The organism is Micromonospora sonchi (assembly GCF_014646235.1).
Lineage (GTDB): Bacteria > Actinomycetota > Actinomycetes > Mycobacteriales > Micromonosporaceae > Micromonospora > Micromonospora sonchi.
This window is the reverse complement of record NZ_BMNB01000030.1, coordinates 57119-83072: the sequence shown is the minus strand read 5'-3', so window position 1 is coordinate 83072 and position 25954 is coordinate 57119. Positions and strand designations below refer to the sequence as shown.

General features: G+C 70.7%; 20 protein-coding genes and 2 pseudogenes. 6 read left to right on the top strand and 16 right to left on the bottom strand.

The annotated features are described in order from the left end of the window. Positions 1–78: 78 nt before the first annotated feature. Positions 79–297 carry a hypothetical protein gene (locus IEY61_RS25110; RefSeq protein WP_189048555.1) on the bottom strand — a complete coding sequence of 73 codons (219 nt, stop codon included), beginning with the start codon at positions 295–297 and terminating at the stop codon, positions 79–81. 113 nt (positions 298–410) lie between these two features. Between IEY61_RS25110 and IEY61_RS32230 the strand changes: the two are divergent. Both IEY61_RS32230 and IEY61_RS25100 read left to right on the top strand, forming a co-directional pair. Further along, positions 411–653, top strand: a pseudogene (locus IEY61_RS32230) (CU044_2847 family protein); the annotation flags it as partial. Between the two features lie 340 nt (positions 654–993). Further along, a complete protein-coding gene (locus IEY61_RS25100) occupies positions 994–5262 on the top strand; it encodes an nSTAND1 domain-containing NTPase (RefSeq protein WP_189048551.1) in 4269 nt (1422 codons plus the stop codon). Positions 5263–5323: 61 nt separating this feature from the next. On the opposite strand, the gene IEY61_RS25095 is transcribed toward IEY61_RS25100, so the two are convergent. The 7 genes and pseudogenes from IEY61_RS25095 to IEY61_RS25065 all read right to left on the bottom strand — a co-directional run bounded on the left by IEY61_RS25095 (position 5324) and on the right by IEY61_RS25065 (position 12438). Continuing rightward, positions 5324–6151, bottom strand: coding sequence for a DMT family transporter (locus tag IEY61_RS25095; protein WP_189048549.1), 828 nt, complete (start codon positions 6149–6151; stop codon positions 5324–5326). Next, positions 6148–7131: pseudogene (locus tag IEY61_RS25090) on the bottom strand (MGDG synthase family glycosyltransferase); the annotation flags it as partial. The pseudogene IEY61_RS25090 and the gene IEY61_RS25095, both read right to left, overlap by 4 nt. 62 nt (positions 7132–7193) lie before the next feature. Continuing rightward, the gene (locus tag IEY61_RS25085; protein WP_229706427.1) at positions 7194–7982 is read right to left on the bottom strand and encodes a polysaccharide deacetylase family protein; all 789 of its coding nucleotides are present in this window, start codon (positions 7980–7982) and stop codon (positions 7194–7196) included. Between the two features lie 102 nt (positions 7983–8084). Then, positions 8085–9191: a hypothetical protein gene (locus tag IEY61_RS25080; protein WP_189048545.1), complete on the bottom strand. Its 1107-nt coding sequence runs from the start codon at positions 9189–9191 to the stop codon at positions 8085–8087. Positions 9192–9319: 128 nt separating this feature from the next. Continuing rightward, the gene (locus IEY61_RS25075; RefSeq protein ID WP_189048542.1) at positions 9320–11023 is read right to left on the bottom strand and encodes a bifunctional 3'-5' exonuclease/DNA polymerase; all 1704 of its coding nucleotides are present in this window, start codon (positions 11021–11023) and stop codon (positions 9320–9322) included. A gap of 18 nt (positions 11024–11041) precedes the next feature. Next, positions 11042–11779 carry an isocitrate lyase/PEP mutase family protein gene (locus tag IEY61_RS25070; protein WP_189048540.1) on the bottom strand — a complete coding sequence of 246 codons (738 nt, stop codon included), beginning with the start codon at positions 11777–11779 and terminating at the stop codon, positions 11042–11044. Beyond that, the gene (locus IEY61_RS25065) at positions 11776–12438 is read right to left on the bottom strand and encodes a hypothetical protein (protein ID WP_189048538.1); all 663 of its coding nucleotides are present in this window, start codon (positions 12436–12438) and stop codon (positions 11776–11778) included. The genes IEY61_RS25070 and IEY61_RS25065 overlap by 4 nt, the downstream gene beginning before the upstream one ends. Before the next feature lie 64 nt (positions 12439–12502). On the opposite strand from IEY61_RS25065, the gene IEY61_RS25060 reads away from it, so the two are divergent. After that, a complete protein-coding gene (locus IEY61_RS25060; protein WP_229706426.1) occupies positions 12503–13198 on the top strand; it encodes an ArsR/SmtB family transcription factor in 696 nt (231 codons plus the stop codon). A 60-nt stretch (positions 13199–13258) separates the two neighbouring features. Beyond that, a complete protein-coding gene (locus tag IEY61_RS25055) occupies positions 13259–13468 on the top strand; it encodes a type II toxin-antitoxin system Phd/YefM family antitoxin (RefSeq protein ID WP_189048533.1) in 210 nt (69 codons plus the stop codon). 253 nt (positions 13469–13721) lie between these two features. Here IEY61_RS25055 and IEY61_RS25050 read toward each other — a convergent pair whose 3' ends face one another. The 4 genes from IEY61_RS25050 to IEY61_RS25035 all read right to left on the bottom strand — a co-directional run bounded on the left by IEY61_RS25050 (position 13722) and on the right by IEY61_RS25035 (position 18188). Continuing rightward, positions 13722–14681 (bottom strand): carbohydrate ABC transporter permease, encoded by a 960-nt coding sequence (locus IEY61_RS25050; RefSeq protein WP_189048531.1) that lies wholly within the window; start codon positions 14679–14681, stop codon positions 13722–13724. A gap of 13 nt (positions 14682–14694) precedes the next feature. After that, positions 14695–15636 carry a carbohydrate ABC transporter permease gene (locus tag IEY61_RS25045; RefSeq protein WP_189048529.1) on the bottom strand — a complete coding sequence of 314 codons (942 nt, stop codon included), beginning with the start codon at positions 15634–15636 and terminating at the stop codon, positions 14695–14697. 35 nt (positions 15637–15671) lie between these two features. After that, entirely contained in the window at positions 15672–17075 is a 1404-nt protein-coding gene (ngcE, locus tag IEY61_RS25040; RefSeq protein ID WP_189048527.1) for an N-acetylglucosamine/diacetylchitobiose ABC transporter substrate-binding protein, read from the bottom strand. 150 nt (positions 17076–17225) lie between these two features. Continuing rightward, the gene (locus IEY61_RS25035; protein WP_189048525.1) at positions 17226–18188 is read right to left on the bottom strand and encodes a MurR/RpiR family transcriptional regulator; all 963 of its coding nucleotides are present in this window, start codon (positions 18186–18188) and stop codon (positions 17226–17228) included. A gap of 213 nt (positions 18189–18401) precedes the next feature. On the opposite strand from IEY61_RS25035, the gene IEY61_RS25030 reads away from it, so the two are divergent. Next, a complete protein-coding gene (locus IEY61_RS25030; protein WP_189048523.1) occupies positions 18402–19784 on the top strand; it encodes an acyltransferase family protein in 1383 nt (460 codons plus the stop codon). A gap of 73 nt (positions 19785–19857) precedes the next feature. Here IEY61_RS25030 and murD read toward each other — a convergent pair whose 3' ends face one another. Continuing rightward, positions 19858–21207, bottom strand: a complete 1350-nt coding sequence (gene murD / locus IEY61_RS25025; protein ID WP_189048521.1) for a UDP-N-acetylmuramoyl-L-alanine--D-glutamate ligase — start codon at positions 21205–21207, stop codon at positions 19858–19860. A 125-nt stretch (positions 21208–21332) separates the two neighbouring features. Between murD and IEY61_RS25020 the strand changes: the two genes are divergently transcribed. Then, positions 21333–22685, top strand: a complete 1353-nt coding sequence (locus IEY61_RS25020; protein ID WP_189048519.1) for a MurL-like N-terminal domain-containing — start codon at positions 21333–21335, stop codon at positions 22683–22685. 173 nt (positions 22686–22858) lie between these two features. Here IEY61_RS25020 and IEY61_RS25015 read toward each other — a convergent pair whose 3' ends face one another. The 3 genes from IEY61_RS25015 to IEY61_RS25005 all read right to left on the bottom strand — a co-directional run bounded on the left by IEY61_RS25015 (position 22859) and on the right by IEY61_RS25005 (position 25872). Further along, the gene (locus IEY61_RS25015; RefSeq protein ID WP_189048517.1) at positions 22859–23668 is read right to left on the bottom strand and encodes a TrmH family RNA methyltransferase; all 810 of its coding nucleotides are present in this window, start codon (positions 23666–23668) and stop codon (positions 22859–22861) included. Between the two features lie 120 nt (positions 23669–23788). Next, positions 23789–25135 carry a CE1 family esterase gene (locus IEY61_RS25010; protein WP_189048515.1) on the bottom strand — a complete coding sequence of 449 codons (1347 nt, stop codon included), beginning with the start codon at positions 25133–25135 and terminating at the stop codon, positions 23789–23791. 197 nt (positions 25136–25332) lie between these two features. Further along, entirely contained in the window at positions 25333–25872 is a 540-nt protein-coding gene (locus tag IEY61_RS25005) for an RNA 2'-phosphotransferase (RefSeq protein ID WP_189048513.1), read from the bottom strand. Positions 25873–25954 lie beyond the last annotated feature (82 nt).

The window sequence follows — 25954 nt, the reverse complement described above, 5'->3', positions numbered from 1 at the left end:
CTCCTCGAGGGCACGGAGACCTCGCGCGTCCACAGCGACACGTGGCGCTCCCGCACCCACCACCAGCGGACAAAACGGTCAAGCCGAAACGGTCAGGCAGGGAGCAAAACCCTCTGACGGATCGAGGCTGACCTCGCCCTCCCCGTCCGGCGCACCGGGGCCGTCCGCGAAGTGTCCGAAGTGGTGATACGAGGTGCAGCGCGACACGACCTGATCCGCATCGCCATGATCGACAACCTCACCAGACGCCTCGCCGACGAAACCACCCCCAACCTGGCGATACACCTGAACGCTCATTACTCACAAAACATGTGAATCAGGTGCCCTCTCAAGATCCACACTCCTCTGCGCTTTGAGTTATCCCATTAGACTGGGCAGCCCGACGTCCATCGATAGGCAAGGGCTCGTAAGTGACCTACTATGTGGAAGTTGCGGCAGACGACGGCGCCGTGGCGCTCTTCGAGGTGACCAATCAGGTCGACGGCGTCGTGCCAGCGGGGCGACGCCAAGACGTGGTCGCCCACCTGTCCGAGACTTTCAACGAGGCTTTCGACCGGTTCCAGCAATTGGCCCGCAGCGCGGCGGCGCGAGCCCGCAATGCCGGCGGAGCCGACCGAGTGGTAATCGAGTTCGGCCTCAAAGCGACGGCTAAGGGCGGCTTTGTGGTGGCCGAGACCACCGGTGAGGCGCACATGAAGGTCACCTTCGAGTGGAACCGCGCAGCCGAGCCGCCCCAGACGCCGAGCACGGACCATGAATCGAGCCCCGACAAGCCCGAGGGCTCGAAGCAAAACCAGCCGAACGGTCTCGACCCGTCGACAAGCACCGATCAGTCGAACACTGGCGGCTCCGAGACATCGGAATGGCCGGCAATGCGCTCCACCATCCCGCTTTGGGCATCGTTCGTTCGGATCCGGCACCCCGGCGGGGATGTCGTTGTGGCAGGGCGATTGGAATGCGTGGTGTGGAAACGGGACGAAGAAAGGCGGGGCCGTGGCCGTAGAGCGGCGGAGCGATACCTTGCAGGCTTCGCAGGTGCGGATACGCCTAGCCAACGGCGAGGTGATCGGGGCAGGATTCCTGATAGCTGGGGACGTGGTGTGCACCTGCGCTCACGTCGTTGCGCAAGTGTTCGACGTTCCCGCGTCCGTGGAAGAGGCACCCCGTGGGTGGGTGGACCTCGACTTCCCGTTACTACCCGCCCGCCCCTCGGCGCGGGCGAGAGTGGTCTCCTGGCGCCACGGGGGAGCCGATATCGCCCTGTTGCGGCTCGACACGCCCATCGAGGGTGCACGGCCGGCGGGGCTCGTCGATGGGACCGACGTCTGGAATCACTCGTTCCGGGTGTTCGGCTACCCGGCTGGTGCTGATCATGGCATCTGGGTGTCGGGCACTTTGCGGGCTGAGCACGGCCTGGGCTTGCTGCAGATGGAGGCGAATCCGCCCGGGCCGCGTGTCGCGGAGGGCTTCAGTGGATCCCCGGTGTGGGACGACGTCCAGGGCGGGGTTGTCGGGATGACGGTCGCCGTGCATCGGGGCGCGAGCACCGCCTATCTGCTGCCGTCGGCTGACCTGATTGACGAGCAGATGATGCCCTCCCGTTGCCCATTCCAAGGGCTGGCGGCCTTCACCGAGGAAGATGCGGAGTTCTTCCACGGTCGTGAGAACGACACCACCCGGATATACGACGCCGTCCGTCGGGGACCGATGACGCTGGTGGTGGGGCCCTCGGGATGCGGGAAGTCCTCCCTCGTACGGGCCGGCGTGCTGCCCCGGCTGCCAGGCATAGGCATGGGGACCTCCGAGTTGCGGCCCGTTCCGGGCGCTCGCGCGACCGTCATTCTCGCCCGAGCGATGACCGATATCCTGGAACCAGGGCTCGGCGAGATCGAACGGCTCACCAGAGCCGAGGAACTGGCGCGACTTCTCGCAGGTGCCGAGGACATCCTCGCCGAACTGCGCGCCAGAGCGCTCGCCCGTGGCCAGGGCACCGGCCACCTCCTCTTTGTCGACCAGCTTGAGGAGTACGCCCGCAACGCACCGGTGGATGCAGCCGAGCTCTTCCGGCTGCTCTCCGGCCTGGCAGGCCCGGCCGGTCCGGCAGTGTTACGGGTCATCGCCACCGCGCGCCCCGACTCCCTGAACGTGCTGGTGACGGCCGGCACGTCCCACCTCGTCAGCGACGCTGTGCAGTTCCTCGCACCGCTGGCCGCCGACGACTTGAAACGCGCGGTGACCGCGCCCGTCGACGCCGTGCCCGGGCTGTGGTTTGAACCGGGGCTGCCGGAGAGAATCGTCGCTGACGCGGGCGACGAGCCTGGACGGATGCCGTTGGTCCAGTTCGCCCTGACCGAGTTGTGGCAGCGTCGCAGCCGCTCGATGCTCACCCATGCCGCCTACGACGACCTGGGTGGCGTCGCGGGGGCGCTCGTCACATACGCGGACGGCGTCTACGCCGCGCTGACGCGGAAACAGCAGGATCTCGCCCGACGGCTGTTCGTGCAGTTGGCTCGGCCGGGCGACAACGACACCTTCGTCCGCAGGCCCGCCCGTACTGCAGATCTCGCCCCCGAACTGCTCGAACTGGTCCGGGAGCTGGCACCCGGGAAACTCCTCGTCCTCTCGCACACGTCGGGAGGTGCCGGGCAGGAGGAGATCGTCGACCTGGCGCACGAAGCACTGACCGAGCTCTGGCCGCTCCTGCGGAGATGGCTCGTGGAATCCCGGGACTTCCGGGCATGGCAGGAGCAACTACGCGCCGACCTCCGTCGCTGGCAGGCTCAGAGGAACGACCCTGCGCGCCTGCTCAGCGGCGTCGACCTGGCGGAAGCAGACCGCAAGCTGGACCACCACCGGAAGGACGTCTCCGACGAGGAGCACGCCTACATCCAGCTGAGCCACCGGAACTCCCGACGTAGAATTCGCGTGCGCAGGGCGGCGATCGGAGTGCTTGCCGTGCTCACGGTGATCTCCCTCGTCCTGGCGTTCTCCACCTGGCAGGGACTGCAGCGCGCCGACCAGCAACTCCGCCTCCAGGCTGCGGGCCTGCTTGCCCAGGCCTCCGACGCCCACCCGGCCGATGACCCCACCACCGCACTGCAGCTCGCGCTGGCCGCCTGGAATGCCTGGCAGACCCCCGCGAGCCGTCAGGCCTTGCTGACCCAGTACGTACGGGGGCAGTACCTGCTGGGCAGTTATCCGTCGGTCTGGCAGGGGCGAGCCACCGATCTGACGGCCACCCCGGACGGTCGTGCCCTGGTGGTGCGATCGATGCAGGATGGCGGCCTTTCCAGGTACACGGTGATTACCGGAGCCGTGCAAGGCAAGCCCCAAGCGCGGGAGCTGAGCGGCGTCCCGGAGGGGCTGGTCCAGTGGAACGCGCTCAGCCCGGACGGCCGCTTCTTCGCAGTGACGGACGGCGGCGCGGTACGGCTGTGGCGACTGGACGACCCCACCCACTCCCTGCTTCTGCCCTTGGCCCACGAGATTCCAGTAGTCTCGCAGGCCACTCTGGACTTCAGCAGCGACAGCAAGCGGCTGTTGTTAACAATGAGGAACAACGCCAGGGTCGCCTTCGCAGAGGCCTGGGAGGCCGAGTCCGCTTCCCGTATCCGCGTACCGGACGGCCTCGTCCCGGTGGGAGGAGCCCACGAAGCGGCTTTCACCGCTGACGCGAACTTTGTGGTGACTATCAGTTTTACCTCCGACTACAACAAGCGGGTCGAGATCAGGGACTTCCGCACGGCCCAGCTGCGATACACCTCTACCATCAAGACCAACGTGAGTAACGAGGTCTGGCTGGGGGCCGGTGGCGAACTCCTTGTTCGGAGAGATGGTGACAGCAAGTACTCACAGCTCCTCGGGGCTGCCCCCGGTCAGCGGACCGAACTGCCCGACGCTGGCGAGCTCATGGACGGCACCTTGCGTTACTACCGGTTCCTGGGTGACTCTAGGAAGTCCTCTGCCGCGGGGCGCTACATTGAGCAGACCCTGATCGACCTGAGCACGGGGGAGGCCTATCACGCCCGAGTCCCCGACGCGTCCGGCCCCTCCCTACCTATCCTCGCGGTGGCACCACACCACGACGGTGGGTTGGTCGTCCTCGCACCGCTCAACACCACGCTGATGGTGCTGCGCGCCGAACCATACGACAGCGGAAAGCTCACCGCCACAAACAGGGGGCGTGAGACCGTCAGGATGTCCCCGGATCGGCGTTTCACGGCGACAGCCGGCAAGCGGAGCTTGCAGGTCGTCGACTCTGTCAGCGCTCGCCGCCAGTCGGTGCCGCTTCCGCCGACCGGCGGGTGGCCGCCGTGGGAGGTCACCTGGACCGCGGACTCGTCGCGGGTCGTGGTGTGGACCAAGGTGGGCAACCTCGTCGGGGCGTACCCGGTAGGGAATCTGCGCGACACGGTGCCACTCGATGACGTGCTACCCGAGGCGAAGGCGCTGGCGAGTGACGGTGATTCGGGCCTCCAAGGTGGTGAGGTGGAGAACATTGTCGCCTTGGAGGGCAGCGAGATAGCTCTGTTGACCGTTGACGGTCGCCTCGCCCGAGTCGATGTCGCCGACGCAGCCCTGCTCACCCGGCCATTCCTCGCCCAGTCCGCGCCCTGGGCCGGCCTCCGTCAGAACGATGAGATCTTCGTCGAGGGCCAAGTCATCGCCCGACCGCAACACCCCGGTCAGGTCGCGGTGGTCACCCGCAGCGGCGCTGCCCCCGGCGAGATCCAGCTGTGGGATCTCCAGACCCCCCAGCACATCGCGACCCTGTCAGGGCTCACGATCAACGCGCTGTCCACCTCCAATGACGAGCCCGAAAAGCACCCGATCGTGTTCGACGAGAGCGGTTCCCGTCTTGCCGTGCAGACCAGCCGCGGAGGGGCGCGGGTGTGGGACGTCGATGGGCAGAAGCAACTGGCCGGCAGCGCGCCCGTCTCGACGAGTGACACCCTGATCGGCATCAGCAAGGGAGACCGCATCGTCACTTATCGCGAAGCCGTCACTTATCGCGAAGGCGAGGTGACGATCCATGACCTGACCGACGCCAGCAACTCCGACACCCTGCATCTGACTCGCTGGGAAGGAGGGCACGTGCGAGGAGACCACCTGACCGTCGTCGTCAGTGGGGTGGACCAGACCTTCGACCTGCGTCCCGAGATCCAGTTCCGAATCTTGTGTGCCGCTGCCGGCCGCGACTACACCGAAGCTGAGCATGAACTGCTGCCAGACGGGACCCCGGCGGAGCCGCCCTGTCTCTGACCAGGCTCCGAGGCGACTCTCGCCGGGGTTGACCGGACGTGGTGGCATGGCGGCGCGGATGTCACCGTCTGGCGGAGGAGCCGGCGGCGAACCAGATTCCGGCGGCGATCGTGCCGCCGGCGATGACGAGCCCGACCACCCGCACCGGGTCGACCGCGAGAGTCTCCTGGAAAACGGTGACGCCGATGATCACGCTGGCGACGGGGTCGGTGAGGGTGAGCGCGGCGAGCGGCGCGGCGAGGCGGCCGTGCTGGAAGGCGGTCTGGTTCAGCAGCACCCCGACGACGACGATCACCACCAGGACCGGGACCCGCCAGCTGACCAGGGAGGCCAGCCCGTGGTAACGGCCGGCGACGTCCTTGACCAGCGCCGCCGCCAGGCCGAAGGCAAGGCCGCTGGCCATGCCGAGCAGCGCACCACGGGCAGCGCCGGTCAGTCGGTACGCGACCAGGACACCGGCCAAGATCACCAGCGCGGCACAGCTCGCCGGGACGATCCAGGCTCCCGGGGAAGGAGCGGCAACGCCGGCGCGGGCATCGGCCAGGACCAGGAACGCGGACAGGCCGGCCACCCCCACCGCGACGGCGAGCAGGTCCCGCGCCGCGACCCGACGGCGGATCATGGCGGCTTCGATCAGGACCGCCATGAACAGGCCGCTGGCCATGACGGGCTGGACGACCGCCAGCGGCCCGAGCCGTAGGGCGACGACCTGGAGCGCCACGCCGGCGGAATCGGGGATCCAGCCCGACAGCCACAGCCGGCTGCGCACCAGTCGGAACAGCAGCCGGGGGTCCGGTACCCGGTACTGCGGCTGTTGTTTCGCGGCCCGCTGGTGCAACGCGGAGGCGAGTGCGAAGCAGAACGCCGCCGCGAGCGCGATCGGGATCACGGTGCGGTCGGATCGTCCCGCCGCCGGGTGGCCCGACCCGACCGCCGGACGGCTTCGGACACCACGGCGGCCATGTCGGTCGCGGCGACGACGGGCGCGGCGTTCTCGGCGGTGGTCAGCGCGGTGAGCGCCGGACGCAGGTGTGCGGCGGTGGTGACGTAAGTGGTCAGTCCGGCCTCGGCCAGCACCTCGGCGTTGGCCCGACCGTGTCCGGGGATCGGTCGGTAGGTGACGGTCGGCAGGCCGGCGGCCAGTGACTGCTGGCAGGTGAGGCCACCCGCGTTCTCCACCACGACGTCCACCGCCCGCATGAGCGCGGGCATGTCGTCGACCCAACCCAGGACGTGTCCGGGAAAGGCGTGCAGCCGGCGGCGCAGGTCGTCGTTGCGTCCGCAGACGACGACCGGTTTGACGCAGCCGGTGGCGAGCACCTCGGCGGCGGTACGGGCCACATCGCCGACGCCCCAGGAACCGGCGACGATCAGGGCCAACCGCTCCTGCTCGGGCAGGCCGAAGCGGGCGCGCGCGGCGCGCTTGCCGTCGCTGGGCAGCGAGGTGAACCGGGCGGACACCAGCGGACTCACCACCCGCACGTCGGGCGCCCCGTGGGCGGCGGCCTGCCGCTGCGCCGCCCGGTGGATGACGCAGTACGTGTCGACGCCCGGTGCCATCCAGGTCGGGTGGACCACGAAGTCGGTGACGTAGGTGACGACCGACGCGTCCAACCGTCCCCGGTAGCGCAGCGGTCCGAGCACCTGGTTGGCGAACGGAAAGGTCGTCACGACCAGGCTGGTGCCGGGCGGCAGTCGCAACAGCATCCGGCGCGAGGCCAGCCGCAGTGCCGTCCTGACCGCCCGGATCGCGAGCGAGGAGCGGTCGGTGATCGTGAAAAGGGCGTCGTAGCTCCAGGGCAGCCAGCGGAGCATCGCCCGGTAGCCCTCCCGAAAGATCCTGTGCAGAGGCCGGGGCAGTGCCGCGAAGGGCTGCTGCCGACCAGGGCGGCACCAGGTGCGCGGATGAGCCTCAGGTTCACCGGCCGGGGTTACCCGTCCCCGCAGCCGCCATGCCGGCCGTTGCCGCCGACGAATCCACCGACGGCCCGGCGCTCGTCCTCGTCGGCCTGATGCGCGCCGAGCGTCCCGATCGTCAGGTTCCGGTCCTGCGCCCACTCGAACAGCCGCGGCAGCACCGCCAGGGCGCCACGCCAGGCACCGGGAGCGGAAGCGCAGTCGGAGTCGTGCAGCAGCACCGTCCCGCCACCGGCGAGATCCTTGCTGATCATCTGCCAGATCTCCCCCGGCGGCCGGGTGCTCTCCCAGTCGCGCCCCCAGGCCGTCCAGAGCCGCGGGGTCAGGTGCAGCCGCCGACAGGCCAGCAACGCCGCCGACGTCAGCACCCCGTACGGTGGTCGGTACCACAGCGGTGGCACGCCGGTCACGTCCGCGATCCGGTCCCGGCATCGGGCGATGTCGGCGTACGTGGCCGCGGGTGCTCGCCACAGCAGGTTCCGGTGCTCCCAGCCGTGCACCGCGACCTCGTGCCCGGCGGCGACCAGTTCCCGGCCGAGCCCCGGGTCCCGTTCCAGCATCCTGCCGAGCACGAAGAAGGTGGCGCGCACCTGCGCCCGCGCCAGCAGGCGCAGGAACTGCGGAGTGGAGGCCGGATCGGGGCCGTCGTCGAAGGTCAACGCGATCCGGGTGGTCGGACCGACGCCGGCAAGCCGCGGCCAGAGCCGGCGACGGACCGGCCCGTTCGCGGTCACCATCGGTACGACCTGCGCCGTCGCGCCCAGCGTGGCGGCCGCGACGGTTCCCAGCACCAGTGGCCGCATGCCTGCCGTCTCACCTGCCGATCTACAGTGGTACCGGCAGCGGGGATACCCGCTGGCGGCCGGATCAGGCCCGGTGTCCGCAACCAGCACGGGTGGAGACGCTCAGGGCGCGTCGCGTCGGATGGCGCGCCGCACCCGCCGCCTGACGCCGCCGGCCGCACGGTTCCGCAGCCGCGATAAGGCACCCTCGGCGGGGTGCTCCGTCCCCGCGCTGAGGGAGTCGGCGTGCCCGAGCATGTCGACGATCGTCTCGATCGCGACCTCGAGCAGGTGGCCGTCGTCAACGGCGTCGTCGCCGGCGGTTGGCGTCAGCTTCGCCGGCCGCAGCTCGTCGAGGTCGCCGACGACCCGGCACGGGTAGTCCTGGAGTTCCTTGATCTGCTGTTCGGCGAGGTCCATCACCCAGCCGACCCGGTCCGGGCCGACGCCGAACCGCAACTCGTTGGCCCGCCGCTTGAGCACCGCGTCGACCAGATGGCGGTGGACGACCCTGCGGTACGGCGTCCGGAGCGGATAGCGGTCCCCCAACTTCCGGTTGACCCGCCGGAGCACCTCGATCTCGGCGGCGCCGAGCGACGGGTTCGCGCTCGGCGCGGTCAGCTCGCACAGCCCGTCGGCGATGCCGACGATGCCGGCGAAGCGACGCCACAGGATCTCGTGCGGGGAGCCCGGAGCTGGCACGGTCACCAGGTGCCGCCGCTGCGCGGGGACCAGGTCGCCCCAGCGGCGCAACATCCGGGTCGCCGTGTGGTTCTCCCAGAACGCCTCGCACCGGCCCTCTTCGACGGCGCGCAGGAATTCCTCGAAGCGCCATCCGGCGCGGGCCCGGACGCTCTGCTGCCAGAACGACGGCAGGGTACGCCACAGATCCCGCCCCGCCACGATGACGTGGATCTCGGCCGGGCCCAGGCTCCGCACCGCGTGGGCAGCCTGCTCGGCGGTGGCCGCGCCCAACCCCTCGTTGCTGATGATCACGTCACCGGACCATTTCCGGGCCTTGTCGGCCAGCCGGTCCCAGGTCCAGTACACCTCGGCGTCCCGCCACGGCGCCGCCCGCAGATCGGCCATCGCCTGGTCGTGCGCCACGGCGCTGCCGGGCAGCAGGATGCCCGCGCCGGTCAACCGGTCCCGGTTGGCCCAGAGCACGTTCTGCACGAAGGTGCTGCCCGTCTTCGGCGCACCGATGTGCAGGTATACGCGTCTGGCCATGCCACCTCCCGGGAAGCCTCACCGCAATGGTCAGGTTCGCCGACCAGGATCACCGTCGAACGTGAACAACACGGAAAGAACCGGCGCGGCCTCGGTGTCCAGGTGATCACGCCGGCGCACGATGCCTCTCAAGCCGCGTCGGCGTAGCACTCGACGATCGACAGATCCAGCGGGAAGCGCACCGGGGTGTCACCGAAGAGCAGCGCGGTGGCCCGCCGCCCGGCCCGGTCGACCGCCTCGGCAACCCGCTCGGCCCGCTCGGCCGGGCAGTGCACGATCACCTCGTCGTGCTGGAAGAAGACCAGCTCGGCACCGGTGCCGGCCACCTCGCCCCGGAGCACCGCCAGCAGCGCCGAGGCCCACTCCGCCGCGGTGGCCTGGACGACGAAGTTGCGGGTGAACCGGCCCCGGGACCGTGCTGCCCGGGCCCGGGGCGAGTGCCGATCGTCGGCCGCGTCGGGGTCGCCGACGTCGTCGTCGGCGACGCCAGCCGTCCCCGGCGGGCAGGTACGCCCCAGCCACGAGCGCACCAGTCCACCGGTCTCGCCGGTACGCGCCGCCGCCTCGACGTAGCCGAACGCCGTCGGATAACTGCGCCGCAGCACCGCCAGGGCCGGCACCGCCGCGCCACCGGTCTGCCCGTACATCGCGCCGAGCAGGGCCACCTTGGCCCGGCCCCGGTCGCCGCCGAACGCGTCCCGCGCAAGTGCCGCGTACAGGTCACCGGTCGCGCCCGCCCGGGCGAGCCGGGCGTCACCGGAGACGGCCGCCAGCACCCGAGGCTCCAACTGCCCGGCGTCGGCCACCACGAAGCGCCAGCCCGGGTCGGCCACCGCCGCCCGGCGGATCACCTTCGGGATCTGCAACGCGCCGCCGCCCCGGGTGGCCCAGCGCCCCGACACCACACCGCCGGGGACGTACTCCGGCCGGAAGCGGCCGTCGCGTACCCAGGAGTCCCGCCATGCCCACCCGTGCGCCGTCCAGATCCGGTACAGCTCCTTGTGCTCCAGGATCAGCGGCACCGCCGGGTGGTCCACCCCGCGCAGCACCCAGGCCCGGGTGTTCGGCAGCTTCACCCCGGCCCGCTCGAACGCCTTCAGCAGCTCCGCCGGGCTGTCGGCGTGCAGCTGACGCAGCCCGAACGCGTCGGCGATCCGCGCCGCCAGCTCGGCCAGCCGCCGGGGTGGCCCGCCCACCGGGGAGGGCTCCCCCAGCAACTCGGTCAGCATCGCGTCGTGCACGTCGGCGCGCCAGGGCAGGCCCGCCGCCCCCATCTCGGCGGCGATCAGCGCACCGGCCGACTCGGCGGCCACCAGCAGCCGGAACCGACCCGGTTCGTCGGTCGCCGCGATGCGGTCGAGCTGGTCGGCGTACACCCTGGTCAAGGCCGTGATGCCCGGACCCGCCGGGCCGGGCTCGGCGTCGAAGAGCGCGGCCTGCCCGGCCCCGGGCGGGGCGGCGACGCGCGGCGGCGGGTCGGGCGGCACCGTCGCGCCGGTCAGCCGGCCCCACGCGGCGGCCAGGGCGCGCGGTTCGCCCCAGCGACCGGCGTGCCCGAGCAGCAGCGCCTCGGTGAGCTCGACGTCGTGGCACCGTTCGACCCGGACCCCGGCGCGCAACAGCGCCGGGTAGAGCGCCGCGCCGGACGCCCAGATCCAACGCGGCTGGTCGGCGTGCTCGCGGGCGGCCATCGCAGCGGCCAGGTCGGCGACCGGCTCCGGCGGGCCCACGGGTACGCCGGAGGGGGCGAGGGGTTGCAGCACTCCCCCGCCCTGCTCGTCGGCCACCACCGCCACCAACACGGGCCCGATTCTGCCGCCCCCGTGCGACAACTCGGACCGCGACTCGGCTCACGCGGTCGGCGGCCCGACGTTCACCTGCGGGTAGGTCGGAAGGTCCAGGCCTGTCGCGCGGCCGTCGCGGACGGCGGTGGCCGTGTCGAGCGCGGCGGCCAGGGCCGCTCGGAAGAGCAGGGAGCCGGTGCTGACCCGCCGCACGCCCAGGTCCGCCAGGGCGGCGACGGTGTGCCGACCCGGCAGGAACAGGATGTTGACCGGTACGTCCACCGCCGCCACGACCGCCGCGATGTCGGCGGGCTCGGCCAGCCCGGGAACGAACACCCCGTCCGCCCCGGCGTCCGCGTAACGGCGAACCCGGCTGACCGCCTCGGCCAGATCGCCGGGGCGCTGCCAGTGCGTGTCGGTGCGGGCGTTGACGAACAGCTGCGGCACCTCCCGCTTCACCGACCGGATCAACGCGGCGTGCGTCTCCGCCGGACCCATGGCGTCCTCGATGTTGACGCCGGCCGCGCCGGCCTCGGCCACCCCGACCGCAGCCTCGACCGACCCGGTCTCGATGTCGACGGTCAGGTACGCCGGAAGCGCCACCAGGCTGCGGGTGAGACGCAGAGTCTCGGCCGCCGTGGCGCCGACGCCGTCGGGCCGGCCGTTGGCGGCCGCGACGCCGAGGCTGGTGGTGCCGAGGGCGGGGAAGCCGGCCTCGACCAGGAAGCGGGCCGACGCGACGTCCCACACGTTCGGCAGGACCAGTGGGTCGCCGGCGCGATGCAGAGCGACGAAGCTGCTCATGACTGCGCTCCCGCCACGAGCGCGAGGGCGTGGGCGCGGCCGGGGCAGCGCCGGGGGCCCACACCGAACGCCAGATCGCCCGCCAGGGGCACCCGCACCACCTCGCCGGCCTCGACCGTCACGTCCCCCACGGTGGTGGTGACGAGGGCGTGACGCTTGGTCGCCGGCACGGGCGGATCGTCGCGCAACACATCGTCGACGGGACGGTGCCGGGCCCGGTCGATCAGGGTCACGGTCGGCTCGCAGGCCTGCACGAGCACGCCGATGCACGCTGCGGTCGGCTCGTCATAGCTGCCGCCCAAGACCGCGACCAGCCGGTCGACCGCCGCGTCGGCGCGCGATTCGTCGCCGGTCCCCGGCTGGTACGCCTGCGCCACGTCCCGGACCAGGTCCACCACGGCTTCGACCACGCCCATCTGGCGAGCGAGGATCGCCACCGGGTGGATCGAGCCGGCGTGGCGCAGAGAGTCGAGCGGGATCGCGTCCAGGACCGCGACCGACAACGCGCGCCGCCGTTCGTGCTCCACCCCCTCGCTGAACCGGCCAACCGTAGCCCGTAGCCAGGCGACTCCGGCGGACGCGGGCGGAACCGGCGGCACCCCGAAAGCCGGGTCGGTCAGGACGGCGAGGGCGAGGTCGCGGCCGTGGATCTGCAGCATGTGGCGAAGGCTACGACCACCATCGTTCGGTACGAGCCAAACTGTCGCCGCCGACAATGGAGGAGTGACCTCGGCTTCCGATCTGGCGGCGCTCGCGGCTCTGCTGGCCGACGAGACGCGGGCGGCCATCTGCCTCGCGCTGCTCGACGGCCGGGCGTGGACCGCGGGCGAGTTGGCCGCGTACGCGGGCGTCGCGCCCTCCACCGCGACCGGGCACCTGCATCGCCTCGTCGACGGCGGGCTGCTGGTGCAGCGGCGGCAGGGTCGGCACCGGTACGTGCAGCTCGCCGACCCGTCGGTGGCGCAACTGCTGGAAGACCTGTCGGCCCGGATCGAGCCGCGTCCCGCCCCGCCCCGCGGACTGCGGGCGGCGACCGTCAACGCGGCCCTGCGCCGGGGCCGCACCTGCTACGACCACCTCGCCGGGCAACTCGGCGTCGCGGTGACCGACGCGATGACCGCACGGGAGCTACTGGACCAGAGCGCCGGCTTCGCCCTCACCCCGGCCGGCCTGGCCTGGCTGACCGACCTGCTCGGGTGGGATCCTGCGCAGCCGCGACCCGGCCGCCGGCCCCTCGTACGCGGCTGCCTCGACTGGACGGAACGACGCCAGCACCTCGGCGGGCTCGCGGGGGCGAAGTTGTGCGAGACGTTCCTCGGCAACGGGTGGGTGGTGCGGATCGGGTCCGGCCGCGCCGTTCGCCTCACCACGTCCGGGCAGGCCGCACTGCGGGACACGCTGGGGATCAGCCTCGACTGAAGTGGCTGGTCCTCGACCTGTGGCCGCCAGGTGGACCAACCTCTTGGCCAAGGAGGTCGCATGGGAAGTGAGGCTGCCGCCCAGTTCAACATCCACGAGGCCAAGACGAACCTGTCACGGATCATCGAACGCGTCGAGCAGGGCGAGGAAGTGGTCATCAGCCGGGCCGGCCAGCCGGTCGCGAAGGTGATCCCGCTCGTGCGCCGGGTCAACCGCACCGCACGAGGATCCCTGCGCGGCAAGCTGCTGCTCTCCGACGCAGCCAGTTGATCGGCTCCGTTTCGTCGGTACGGCGGTGTCCGATCGGTCGGGACACCGCGGTTACGGCGAAACGGCGATCGGCGATGATCAGGTGCGCGCGGCACCCCGCGTGCAGGCCCACGAGTTGCGGCATCGCGTGGCAGGGCCGCGAGTTGCGGTGTCCAGTGCGACATCGCCGGCCGCGGATCTGGCCTCATCGCCCGGCCGGTCGCCCTTATGCCGGCGAACGCCGACCCGGCGGTGCCGGGCCGGCGGGGCGGCGTTACTTGCCGACGCCGGCGGTGAGGCCGGACTGCACCTGACGTTGGAAGACGATGTAGACGATGAGCACCGGGAGCATCGCCATGGTCACCCCGGCGAACAGGCCGGACCAGTCGGACTGGTAGCCCTGGTTCACCGACAGTTCGATCAGGCCCTGCGAGATGACCTGGTTCTTCGGTTCACCGGCCACCGACTGCATCAGCAGGGTCGGCAGGTACCACTGGTTCCACTGGCCGAGGACGTTGAAGATGCCGATGCTGATCAGGCCCGGCTTGGCCATCGGCAGCATGACGCTGAAGAACAGCCGGCTGTGCGATGCCCCGTCGACCATGCCCGCCTCGGCGATGGCGGTGGGCAGGGTGCGGAAGAAGGAGTGCATGAAGAAGACGGTGAACGCCAGCGACCAGGCCACGTAGACCAGGATCAGCATGAGGTGCTTGTTCGGACCGAGGAAGGGCAACGTCACGCCCATGTTGTAGACGCCCTTGAACAGCGGCACCGCGGCCAGGTAGATCGGCAGGGTCAGCCCGGACAGGAACATGTAGTAGATCAGCCGGTTGCCGGGGAAGTCGTAGCGGGCCAGCACGTAGGCGGCCATAGAGCCGAGCAGCATGGTGAGGAAGACGCTGCCGGTCAGCACCAGCACGGTGTTGAGGAAGAACGAACCGATGTGCCCCTCGGTCCAGGCCCGGACGAAGTTGTCCCACTGCAACCGCTCCGGAAAGAGCGACAGCGGCTTGCGGATCACCTCCGCGTCGGTCTTGAGCGCGGACATCACCACCCACAGCAGCGGGTAGACCACCATGATCGCCCATACGGCGAGGAACAGGTGCGAGAAGCCGTTGAAGAACTTCGCCCCGGCCCGGCCGCCGACGGCGGCACGTCGGCCCGGCGTACGGCCCGGCGGCGGGGCCTGGCCGGGCCCGGCCTGGCCACCCGGGGTGTGGGTCACCGTGCTCATCGTCCAGGCCTCCTCAGTACTCGATCCGCTCACGACGGGTGATCTTCAGCTGGAACGCGGCCAGCAGGATCGTGAAGATCGCCAGGGCCACCGCGATCGCGCAGGCGTAGCCGAACTGGCCCTTCTGGAACGCGTTGAAGTGGATCACCGAGGCGAAGATCTCGCTGGCGTGGTTCGGGCCGCCCTGGCTGGGGGTCATGATGTAGACCAGCGCGAACATGTCCAGCGCGATGAAACCCAGGTACACCCAGGCCACCGAGACGGTGTCGCGCAGCAGCGGCAGGGTGATCCGGAAGAAGGTGTGGAAGCGTCCCGCCCCGTCGAGGATGGCCGCCTCGTAGATGTCCTTCGGGATGGACTGCATGGCCGCCGAGAAGAGCACCATGTAGAAGCCGGCACCGCTCCAGACCGCGATCAACAGCAGCCACCACAGCACCGCCGGTACGCCGAGGAAGGGCTCCGGGTCGTACATGAAGGTGATCGGGTCGTCTTCGGCGACCAACCCGATCTTCATCAGTACGCCGTTGACCAGCCCCTGGCCGTCCGCGCGGTAGATCTGCTGCCACATCACCGCGATGACGACCAGGGACAACACCTGCGGGAAGAAGAAGATCACCTTGTACAGACCGGAGCCGAAGACGCCCCGGATGCCGGCCTTGTCCTCGCGTCCGCCCACGTTGAGCAGGAACGCGAGGAACAGGGCCAGCGCGATGGTGCACAGCGGCACGGTGACCAGGAAGAAGACGTTGTGCCAGAACGCCTTCCTGATCAGCTCGTCGGTGAACAGCCGGAGGTAGTTCTCCAGCCCGACGAACTGCTGCCGGTCGGAGTAGCCTCCCCAGTCGGTCAGCGAGTACCCGGCTGCCTGGAGGAAGGGCCACACCACGTAGAAGAGGTAGAGCCCGACCGGCAGCGCCAGGAAACCCGTGACGAAACGAGCAACACCGTGCCGCATCTCTCTCACTTCCTCGTTCGGTCAGATCCGGGGTGTCACGCGTCTCGGGTCTGCTTGGTGATCGACGAGTCCTTGGCGACCTTGTCGGCGGCGGCCTGCATCTTGTCGACGAACTGGGCGGCGGTGATCCGGCCCGCCATCAGCTCCTCGGAGAGGTTCTGGCTCTCCTTGTCCAGGTCGGCGTAGAAGTTCCAGAACTTGACCGAGACCAGGTCCTTCGGCGCGTTCTTCATCAGTTCGTTGGCACTGGCCAGCGCCGAGTCCTGGACGTTGTCGCCGGAGCCCGAGGTCGAGGCGAGCGACTTGGTCAGCTCGGCGAACTTCGCCGAACCGGCCTTGGAGAGCACCGCCCGCAGGAACTCCTTGGCCGCCGCTTTGTTCGGGGCCTTGCTCGGCACCACGATGCCCTCACCGGCACCGGCGTAGACGTCGTTGGGTGCCTTGTCGGTGGCGCCCAGCCCCCAGTAGTCGGAGATCTTCATCTCGAACCCGGGCGGGATGGTCGCCGCCATCTCGTTCTTGAGCCAGGTGCCGACCTGGATGAAGGCTGCCTTGCCGTCCAGCCAGGCCTGCTGCGACTGGGTGTGGTCGAGCTTGCCGGGCAGCACCAGCTTGTCCTTGACCAGCTTCTCCCACGCCTGGAGAGCGGACAGGACGCCCTCGGCACGCCAGGCGTTCTCCTTGAGGTTGTCGATGTCGATGACCGCCTGCTTGCCGGCCGACTTCCAGATGGTGGCCATCAGCGCCCAACGCGGGTAGTAGCCGTGCACGGCGTCGTACACGTACGGGGCCATGCCGGTGGCCTTGATCTTCGGGGCGAGGGCGAAGAAGTCGTCGAAGGTCTTCGGCGGCTCCCACCCCTGCTTGCTGAACAGGGCGGAGTTGTACCAGTTGCCCCAGACGGTGTAGGCGATGTTCACGACGTAGAACTTGCCCTGGAAGCTGCCGTCGGCGACGGTGCCCGGCAACAGCGAGTCGGCGACGGTGCCCGCGCCGTCCCAGGCGGGGGCGGCGAGCAGGTCGTCCAGCGGCTCGATGGCACCCTCGTTGACCAGGGTGCTGATGTCCATCATGTCGGCGCCCGAGTTCATCACCACGTCGCTGGGCGTGGTCGCCATCTTGGGCTGCTCTTCGGTCTTGATCTTCTGGGTGGAGCTCATGTTGACCGTGACGCTCTGGTGCTTGGCGGTGAAGATCGCCTGGTCTTCCTTCGCCCAGGCATCACCCAGACCGCCGTTGAAGATGACCACCTTCACGGCGCTGTTCTCCTGCACGCCGAAGGGGTTGTCGTTGCTCTTCTCCCCGGTGTTGGCGTTGTTCTGGCTCGGCGTGCTACCGGCGCAGGCGCTGAGCAGACCCGCGGCCGGGGTCACCAGGAGGCCCGCGGCCGCCGCGCGGCGCAGCAGGGTCCGGCGGTCGAGTTCGGGGGTAACAGGCATCTCTGACTCTCCTTGTGGTGTCGGGTCAGGCGGTACGCCGAGGATGTCCGGCGTACCGCGAGCGAGGGCTGGGCTCGTCCCCGTTGGGGGCGTGGCGGAGAGATGGACAGGGGGCATCTCTCCGACCTGGTGGAACCGTCGTGGCGCTGATCATGCGGTGACCCCTCTCGCGGCCTTGTGCCCGTCGACGGCCTGGGCGGTGCGCCGAAAGGCCGCGTGGGCGCGGTCGTGGGTGCGTTGGGCGACCGCGATGTAGAGCAGGTCGAGCACCACCAGCTGCGGATGCCGGGCCGACAGCGCGTCCGGCCGGAACGTGGTCGCCTGGCTGGCGGTGAGCAGTACGATGTCGGCCAGCTCGGCCAGCGGCGAGCGGCGGAAACCGGTCAGCGCGATCGTGGTCGCGCCGCGACTGTCGCCCTCGGCGAGCATCTCGATGGCCTCCCGGGTCTGGCCGCTGTGCGAGATGCCCAGCGCGACGTCGCCGGGGCGCAGCAGTGCGGCGGCGGCGAGCCCGGAGTGCACGTCGTGCCAGGCCCACGCGGCCACCCCGATGCGGTGCAGGCTGAACTGCATCTCCTCGCCGACCAGGGCGCTGCCGCTGGCACCGAAGATGTTCACCCGGCTGGCCCCGGCGATGGCGACCGCGGCCCGTTCCACCTCGGCGAGGTCGAGCAGCGCGGCGGTGTCGTGCATGGCCCGGGTGTCGGCGGCGATGAGCTGTTCCAGCACCCGTTCGAGCGGGTCACCGGGCTGGATCTCGCGTCCGATGTCGACGGTCCAGCCGGCCGAGCGGGCCCGGCCGGTCTCGACGGCGACGCCCAGCCGCAGGTCGGCGTAGCCGTCGAAGCCCATCGCCCGGCAGAACCGGGTCACCGTGGCCGGTGAGGTGCCGCTGCGTTCGGCCAGTTCCACGATGGTGGCCCGGGCTGCCGCCTCCGGGTCGCTGAGCACCTGTTCGGCGACCCGGCGCAGCGCGCCGGTCAGTTCGTCGGCACCGGTACGCACCCGGGCCAGGACGCCGTCGGAGGCGACCCCCAGGGCGCCCCGTCGGTCGACCACGTCGGCGTCGGTCACCGCGGTGTCCGCGGAGGTGTCCGCCTCGTGATCAACCATGGGACGCCTTTCGGAAAAGACTGTTAACTGTTAGTGGTAAAAGTTCTTACTGAAGCCCCCTCCGTGTCAAGACCGTGGGCGAAGTTTTCAAACTGTTACCTGTGGCGTACCCCCCGGAAGGATCCGCCGCTCGCCGCCGAAAGCCGCCACGACCAGCATGAACGTTGATCAATAAGAAGATCGCCGATGTCCGGGCTGACATACCCTCGGGTCATGCGCCGCCTGGCCCGACTCGCCGCCCGGACACCGGCCGACCGCGAGCGCTACCTCGACCTGCTCCGGGCTCTGGCGATCATGCTGGTCGTCCTCGGCCACTGGACGTTCGTCACCATCTACCACGACCAGCACGGCCAACCCAACGGCCGCTCGGCCCTGCCCGCGATCCCCTGGGCCGAGCCGCTGACCTGGGCGCTCCAGGTGATGCCCGTGTTCTTCCTGGTCGGCGGGTACGCCAACGCCGCCTCGCTCGCGTCGCATCGCGGTCGGGGCGGTGACCGGACCGGCTGGCTGCTCGGCCGCAGCGCCCGGCTGCTGCGCCCGACCACCGTGCTGGTGCTGGTGCTCGCCGGTGGTTCGCTGGTCGCGCGGCTGGCCGGCGCCGAGGCGGGCATGGTCCGCATCGTCGTCTGGTTCGCCACCATCCCACTGTGGTTCCTCGCCGCCTACCTGGCGGTGGTGCCGTTGACCCCGCCGATGTACGCGCTGCACCGCCGCTTCGGGCTGGCCGTGCCGGCGGCCCTGGCGCTGCTGGTGGCCGTCGGCGATCTGGGTCGGGCACTCGGCCCGGCCGAGCTGGCTCTGGCCAACTACCTGCTCGGCTGGCTCGCCGTCCACCAGCTCGGCTTCGCGTGGTACGACGCCCGCCGGAGCAACTGCCGCCCCACCGCGGGTCGGCAGGTGGGCCTGCGGACCCGCTGCCTGCCCATGTCACCCCGAGCCGCCCTGGTGATGATCATCGGCGGACTCGCCGTCGCGGTGCTGCTCACCTCCGTCGGACCGTATCCGGTGAGCATGATCAACGAGCCGGGCGAGCGGATGGCCAACGCCGCTCCGCCCAGCGTGGCGCTGCTCGCCGTGGCCACCGCCCAGCTCGGGCTGATCCTGCTGCTGCGCGAACGGGCCGAACGCTGGCTGCACCGCAGCCGCCCCTGGCAGGCGGTGGTCGCCGTCAACGCGGTCGTGCTCACCGTCTTCCTGTGGCACCTGACCGCGGTGATCCTGCTGGTCGGCGCGCTGCACGGGCTCGGCGTACTGCCCACTCCGCCGGCCGGCACCGCGACCTGGTTCGCCTGGCGGCTGCCCTGGGTGCTGATGCTGGCCGTCGTGCTGGTCGTGCTAGTCGCCGTCTTCGGCCCGATCGAGGCCCGCACCGGCCGCTCACCCGTGAGCCGCTCGCCGGCCGGGTGGTGGGGCCGCGCGCGCAGCGTGCTCACCGTCACCGCGTTCGCCGCCACCGTGTACGCCCTGCTGGTCAACAGCTCCGCTGGCAAGATCTCGCCCGACCCGCTCGGACTGCCCATCAGCGCGCTGGTGGCCTACCTGGCCGGGGCGGGCACCCTACGCCTGCTCAGGTCCCGATGGGGAGGCCGAGGTTGACCCCGCCGGGGCGCGTCGCGGCCGGGCAGCACGGCCGCGACCACCACCAGCGGCACCAGTTCCCGGACCCGGGTCAGGCGGGGGCGGTGGTGCGGACGGCGTCGGCGAAGACCTCCGAGCGGTGCTCGAAGTTGCGGAACCGGCCGTAGCTCGGGGCGGCCGGGGAGAGCAGCACCACCCCGCCGGCGGGGGTGACCTGCCGGGCCAACCGCACCGCGTCGGTCAGGTCCTCGACCAGTTCGGTACGCACCTTCGGCAGCCCGCCGAGCGCCTCGAGGATGCGCGGACCGCTGTCCGGGATGCCGATCACGGTGAGTTCCCGCTCGGCCAGGTGTTCGCGTAGCGGGCTGTAGTCGACGCCCCGGTCGTTGCCGCCGACGATCACCGTCAACGGCCGCCCGTCGTACGCGTCGATGGCGTGCATGGCCGCGTACGGGCTGGTCGCGAGGGTGTCGTCGACGAAGGTCAGCCCGGACGGGTCGGCGATCTCGGTCAGCCGGTGGGCCAACCCCTGGAATTCGGCCACCGCCACGGCCAGGGTGTCCTTGCGGTCGACCAGGTCCACGCCGAGCGCATCGAGCACGGCCAGCGCCACGCAGAGGTTGCCCTCGTTGTGCCGGCCGACCAGCGGCAGCACCGCCCGGGGAAAGAGCGGCCGGTCGACCAGGTGGAACCAGGGGGCCCCGTCCGATCCGGCGGCCACGTTCACCGAGTCCGCCGTGCCGGCCCGCACCGCCGCCCGGTCGCCCAGCTCGAACAGCAGGCGGGGGTCGGCGCCGTTGACCACCACCGTGCGGGGCCCGTACGCCAGCAGGTTGAGCTTGTCCCGGTAGTACTCCCGCTCGCCGCCGTGCGCGTCCAGGTGCTCGGGGAACAACGCGGTGACCACCGCCACCCGGGGCGAGTCGGTCAGGTCACTGCACTGGTAGCTGGACAGCTCCAGCACGTACAGCTCCGCCTCGGGCAGGTCCAGCGTGGGTACGCCGATGTTGCCGCCGAAGACGTTCGGCCGGTCCACAGCGGCCAACAGATGGCTGATCAGACTCGACGTGGTGCTCTTGCCCTTGCTGCCGGTCACCCCGATGGTGCGCGCACCGTGATCGGCCATCCACAGCGCGGTGCCCTGGGTGACGGTCACGCCGCGGCGGCGCAACTCCACCAGCCACGGGTGGGTCTGCGGCACGCCCGGCGAGCGGACCACCACGTCGGCGGCGGCCAGCCGGGCGAAGCCCTCCTCGCCGGTGACCAGCGGGGCGGCCTCCGCCAGCGGCCCGTCCCAGGGCAGCGAGAGAAAGTTCGCGCTGTCGTCCACGGCGACCAGGTCCGCCGGACCGTGGGCGGCGATCGCGGTCACCGCGGCCCGCCCCTCCCGACCGGCCCCCCAGACGGCGACGGTACGTCCGCGCAGCTCAGACAGGCGCACAGGCTCTCCTCGGATTTCGACGACGGCATGGCACGGGCGCGATCCGGCGGTCGCCAGCCCCGCGCACCGCCTCGGTACACGGCGGAGCCGGGCACGGCCGGACGAACCAGGGCCTAGTATGGCGTGTGCCCAACACGCAGCTGGCGCGGATGGACGCCTTCACCTTCCCGTCCTACTCGATCGACCTCGCCACCGGAGAGGCCCTGTTCGACTACGCCCTGACCGGGCCCGACGGCGAGCAGCGGTTCACCGAGGTGATCACGTTACCGGTGCCCGAGGAGTCTCCGTCGGACGTCGCCGTGGCAGCGCTCGGCCGGGTGCTGGAACTGCTGCACCTGGTGGCCGGGGTCAGCTACTACAAGGCCGCCGCGCCGGGGCAGCTGGTGCTGCCGGCGCCGCTCGGCCCGGCCGCCGCCGAGTTCGTCACGGCCATCTACACCAAAGGCCTCGCCGAGTACGCGTACCGCAACCAACTGCCGTACGTGCTGGAGCTGATCCCCCGCATCCCGGACGGCCGGGTCGCGCCCGCCGCCCGGTACGACAACTCCGACCGGCGCCCGCTGTCGGCGGTCGGCGGCGGCAAGGACTCGATCGTCAGCCTGGAGGCGCTGCGCCGCGCCGGCCTCGACCCGGTGCCCTTCTCGGTCAACCCGAACCACGTCATCGACGCGGTGAACGCGGCCTCCGGGCTCACCCCCCTCGCGGCCCGGCGGCGCATCGACCCGGTGCTGCTCGAGCTGAACGCCACCGGCGCCCGCAACGGGCACATCCCGGTCACCGCGATCAACTCGCTGATCGCGGTCGCCACCGCCGTGCTGCACGGGCTGGGTCCGGTGGTGATGTCCAACGAACGTTCCGCGTCGGACCCGAACCTGATCTGGAACGGTCACGAGATCAACCACCAGTGGTCCAAGGGGGTGGAGGCCGAGGGGCTGCTGCGGGCCGCGCTGGCCGAGCACGCCGGGCTGGCCGAGCCGTACTTCTCCCTGCTGCGCCCGCTGTCGGAGCTGCACATCGCCCGGCTGTTCGCCTCGATCGACCGCTACGACGACGTGGTGACCAGTTGCAACGCCGCGTTCAAGCTGCGCGACGCGAGCGAGCGGTGGTGCCGCGACTGCCCCAAGTGCCGGTTCGTCTACCTGGCCCTGGCGCCGTTCATGCCCCGCGAGCGGATCACCCACATCTTCGGCGGTGACCTGCTCGCCGACGAGACCCAGATCCCGGGCTACCGGGAGTTGCTCGGCGTGGACGGGCACAAGCCGTTCGAGTGCGTCGGCGAGGTGGAGGAGTCGGTGGTGGCGCTCAGCCTGCTCGCCCAGCAGCCCGACTGGCGGGACACCCCGGTCGTGGCCGCCCTGGTCGCCGCCGTCCCCGACGCCGCCTGGTCCACCGCCGCCACCTCCGACACCTTCACCCCCGCCACCGCCCCCAACCACATCCCCCCCACCTACACCAAGGCCCTGAACTCCCTCACCTAACTCCCCGTCCCACCCCCCTTTCACCGGCGATCTTGCAGTTTCCGTCGGCGCAAACGCCCACAAAGGGTGCGAATCGCCGACCAAAAGTGCAAGATCGGCGAAGAGGGGTGGGGTGGTCGGGGTGGCGAGGAAGGGTGGGGCGGGGTGGGGCGGACGGCCCGGGCGGACGCGGCTCAGAGCGGGTCGTCGCGGCTCAGCTCCCAGCAGGCGACGGCGGTCGCGGCGGCGACGTTGAGCGAGTCGACGCCGCGCCGCATCGGGATCACCACCCGAACGTCGCTGGCGGCCATGGCCGCCCCGGTCAGCCCGGCGCCCTCGGCGCCGAGCAGCAGCGCGGCGCGGGCCCGCTGGGCCGGACCCAGCCGCTGGATGGGCACCGCGTCCGGCGCCGGGGTCATCGCCAGCACGGTGAAGCCCGCGTCCCGTACCTGCGCCAACGCGTCCGGCCAGGGCTCCAGTTTGGCGTACGGCACGGCGAACACCTCGCCCATACTGACCCGTACGCTGCGCCGGTAGAGCGGGTCGGCGCAGGACAGGGAGAGCAGCACCGCGTCCACCCCGAGTGCGGCGACCGCCCGGAAGATCGCACCCAGATTGGTGTGGTTGTTGACGTCTTCCAGGATCACCACCCGGCGGGCGGTGGCGAGCACCTCGGCGGCGGTCGGCAGCGCCTTGCGCCTGAACGACGCGAGCACCCCCCGGTGCACGTGGAACCCGGTGGCGGCCCGCAGCACGTCCTGTGTGGCGGCGTAGACCGGGGCGTCTCCGGTGTCCAGGTCGGCGAGCTGGTCGACCCGCTTGGCGTCGACCAGGTACGACCGGGCCGGGTAGCCGGCCCGCAGCGCCCGCCGCAGCACCAGTTCGCCCTCGGCGATGAAGAGCCCGTGCGGCGGCTCCCACCGGGTCCGCAGCTCCACGTCGGTCAGCGCACGATAGTCCCCGATCCGCTCGTCGTCCGGCTCGGTGATCAGCTCCACAGGCACCCGCCGAGTGTAAGGAAGGGCCCCTTCTTAACGCCTCCGGTAGAGGAAGGGCCCCTTCTTAACACCGCGGCGACGCCCCGGTCGGCAGCGGCTCAGGCGCCGACCGGGGCGTCGCACCGATCAGGCGATCGTGCAGGTCGATCCGTTCAGGGTGAACGACGACGGTCTGGCGGAGTTGCCGGTGTGGGTGGCCTGGAAGCCGATACCGACGGAGGCACCCGGGGCGATGGTGCCGTTGTAGGACACGTTACGCGCCGTGACCTGCCCCGAGGTCGGTGAGTAGCTGGCGTTCCAGCCGCCGGTGATGTTCTGCCCGCCGGGCAGGGTGAACACCAGCGACCAACCGTTGATCGTGCTGTTGCCAGTGTTCGTGATGGTGATGTCCTCGGTCAGGCCGTTGTTCCACGCGTTGACGTTGACCGCGACCCGGCAGGCGCTGCTGCCGCCCGGCGGCGGCGTGGTCGGCCCCGGCGGCGGAGTGGTCGGCCCCGGCGGCGGAGTGGTCGGGCCCGGCGTCGGGGTGGTGCCGGCACCGAACTGGGTGAAGAACTGCCAGGTCTCGGCCGGCAGGAAGGTGTAACTGCTGCCACCGTCCTGCGGAGAGGGGGTGTGGCCGCCGTCGAAGGCGATCCAGCGCACCGGATAGCCGGCCGCGCATCCGGAGTAGTCGGTGGTGATGTGGGTACGGCTGTTCACCGCCGGCTCCGGCGGGTTCTGCCGCGTACATCCGTTGTTGGTGACGAACCGGTCGCGCAGGGTCCGCCCGCCGGAGATGCTGAGCACGTTGTCGCTGAGACCGTGGGCGCCCAGGTACGCGATCCGGCCGGTGCCGCCGCTGCACCCGCTGATCTGCCCGCCCGCGTACACCGCGACCGCACGGAACACGTTCGGCCGCGCACAGGCCAGGGCGAAGCTCATCCCGCCGCCGTAGCTGAACCCGAGCGCGAAGCGCAGGGTCGTCTCCACGCACAGGTTGGACTCGATCTGGCGCAGCATGTCGTCGACGAACGTCACGTCCTCGCCGCCGGAGTTCGCCCAACCGTTGTTCAGCCCCTGCGGCGCCACGAAGATCGTGGTGTTGTTGGCCAGCTGCCGCAGCCCGTAGTACGACCAGACGTCCCGCTGCACCGTCTGCCCGGTGTCCACGTCGACGGCGGTGCCGCCCAGCCAGTGGAATCCGAACACCAGCCGGTACGGATTGTTCTGGTTGTAGTTGGTTGGTACCCGCAGGATGAAGCTACGGCTCTTGCCGCCGCTCTGAATCGTGTGCGTACCGCTGTTCAGGCCCGGTGCCCGACCGCACCCGGCCGACGCCGCGAGGGTGCCGACCTCCCCGGCCGCGACCGGGGCGGCCTTGGTGGACGAGGCGGTGGCGCTGTTGGTGTTGGTCAGCCCCACGGCGCCCACGCCCAGGACGAGAAGCGCCGCGAGCGCGGCGGGACCGAAGAGGGATCTGTGTCTCACCATCGTGTACTCCAATTCCGCGTCAAGCACGACGCGCAGGCGGGGCGGTGCCCGTGGTGGTGGCCCGTCAACCGACGCCACAACGTCGACCGGATCCCGGCTCCTGCATGACAATCGAACGCGCCCCTGGCTCCCACTTTGCAACGTATCGTGCGACCGATCACATATCAAGACATCTAAATGAATCGACGGATTCGATCTCACTCGGGCAGGGTGATCCATTGCGGTGGCACCCGGTCGGTGAGCCAGACGCCGTTGGCGGCCCGATAGAAGGTGAAGCCGCCGGCATGCATGCCGGCGGCGTCGATGCCGAGCACGACCGGATCGCCACGCCGGGCACCGACGGTCGCGGCGGTGTGCCGATCCGGCGACAGGTGGACGTGGGTACGGCCGCGCGACTGAAGTCCGCCGACCCGAATGCTGGGCAGGAACCGGGCCACAGTGCCGTGATAGAGCACCGGCGGCGGCAGGCTCGGTTCGAGGTGCAGATCGACCCGGACGGAGTGGCCCTGGGCCGCCCGGATCCGGCCGTCGCGGACCTCGAAACGCTGCTTGTCGGCGCCCGCGACCAACCGGTCGAGCAGTTCCGAGCTGACCGCGCGGCCGTGCCGGGCGAGGGCGGCGAGCAGCACGTCCACCTCGACCCAGCCGCCCTCGGCGAGGGTGATCCCGATAGCGTCCGGGCGATGCCGCAGCACGTACGCGAGGAACTTGCTGGTGGAGGTGAGCCGATCGCTCACGGGAGCCTCCCGAGCTGGTCGAGCACGTCGTGCACCAGGTGTGCGGGCCGCCCGCCGGGTGGCCAGAAGGTTCCAGATAGTG

Coding starts and splice junctions, on each gene's coding strand:
- IEY61_RS25045 (WP_189048529.1), bottom strand. CDS start 15,636: ATGCGGCACGGTGTTGCTCGTTTCGTCACGGGTTTCCTGGCGCTGCCG.
- IEY61_RS25110 (WP_189048555.1), bottom strand. CDS start 297: ATGAGCGTTCAGGTGTATCGCCAGGTTGGGGGTGGTTTCGTCGGCGAG.
- IEY61_RS25030 (WP_189048523.1), top strand. CDS start 18,402: ATGCGCCGCCTGGCCCGACTCGCCGCCCGGACACCGGCCGACCGCGAG.
- IEY61_RS25070 (WP_189048540.1), bottom strand. CDS start 11,779: ATGAGCAGCTTCGTCGCTCTGCATCGCGCCGGCGACCCACTGGTCCTG.
- IEY61_RS25065 (WP_189048538.1), bottom strand. CDS start 12,438: ATGCTGCAGATCCACGGCCGCGACCTCGCCCTCGCCGTCCTGACCGAC.
- IEY61_RS25050 (WP_189048531.1), bottom strand. CDS start 14,681: ATGAGCACGGTGACCCACACCCCGGGTGGCCAGGCCGGGCCCGGCCAG.
- ngcE (WP_189048527.1), bottom strand. CDS start 17,075: ATGCCTGTTACCCCCGAACTCGACCGCCGGACCCTGCTGCGCCGCGCG.
- IEY61_RS25080 (WP_189048545.1), bottom strand. CDS start 9,191: ATGGCCAGACGCGTATACCTGCACATCGGTGCGCCGAAGACGGGCAGC.
- IEY61_RS25010 (WP_189048515.1), bottom strand. CDS start 25,135: ATGGTGAGACACAGATCCCTCTTCGGTCCCGCCGCGCTCGCGGCGCTT.
- IEY61_RS25035 (WP_189048525.1), bottom strand. CDS start 18,188: ATGGTTGATCACGAGGCGGACACCTCCGCGGACACCGCGGTGACCGAC.
- IEY61_RS25085 (WP_229706427.1), bottom strand. CDS start 7,982: ATGCGGCCACTGGTGCTGGGAACCGTCGCGGCCGCCACGCTGGGCGCG.
- IEY61_RS25055 (WP_189048533.1), top strand. CDS start 13,259: ATGGGAAGTGAGGCTGCCGCCCAGTTCAACATCCACGAGGCCAAGACG.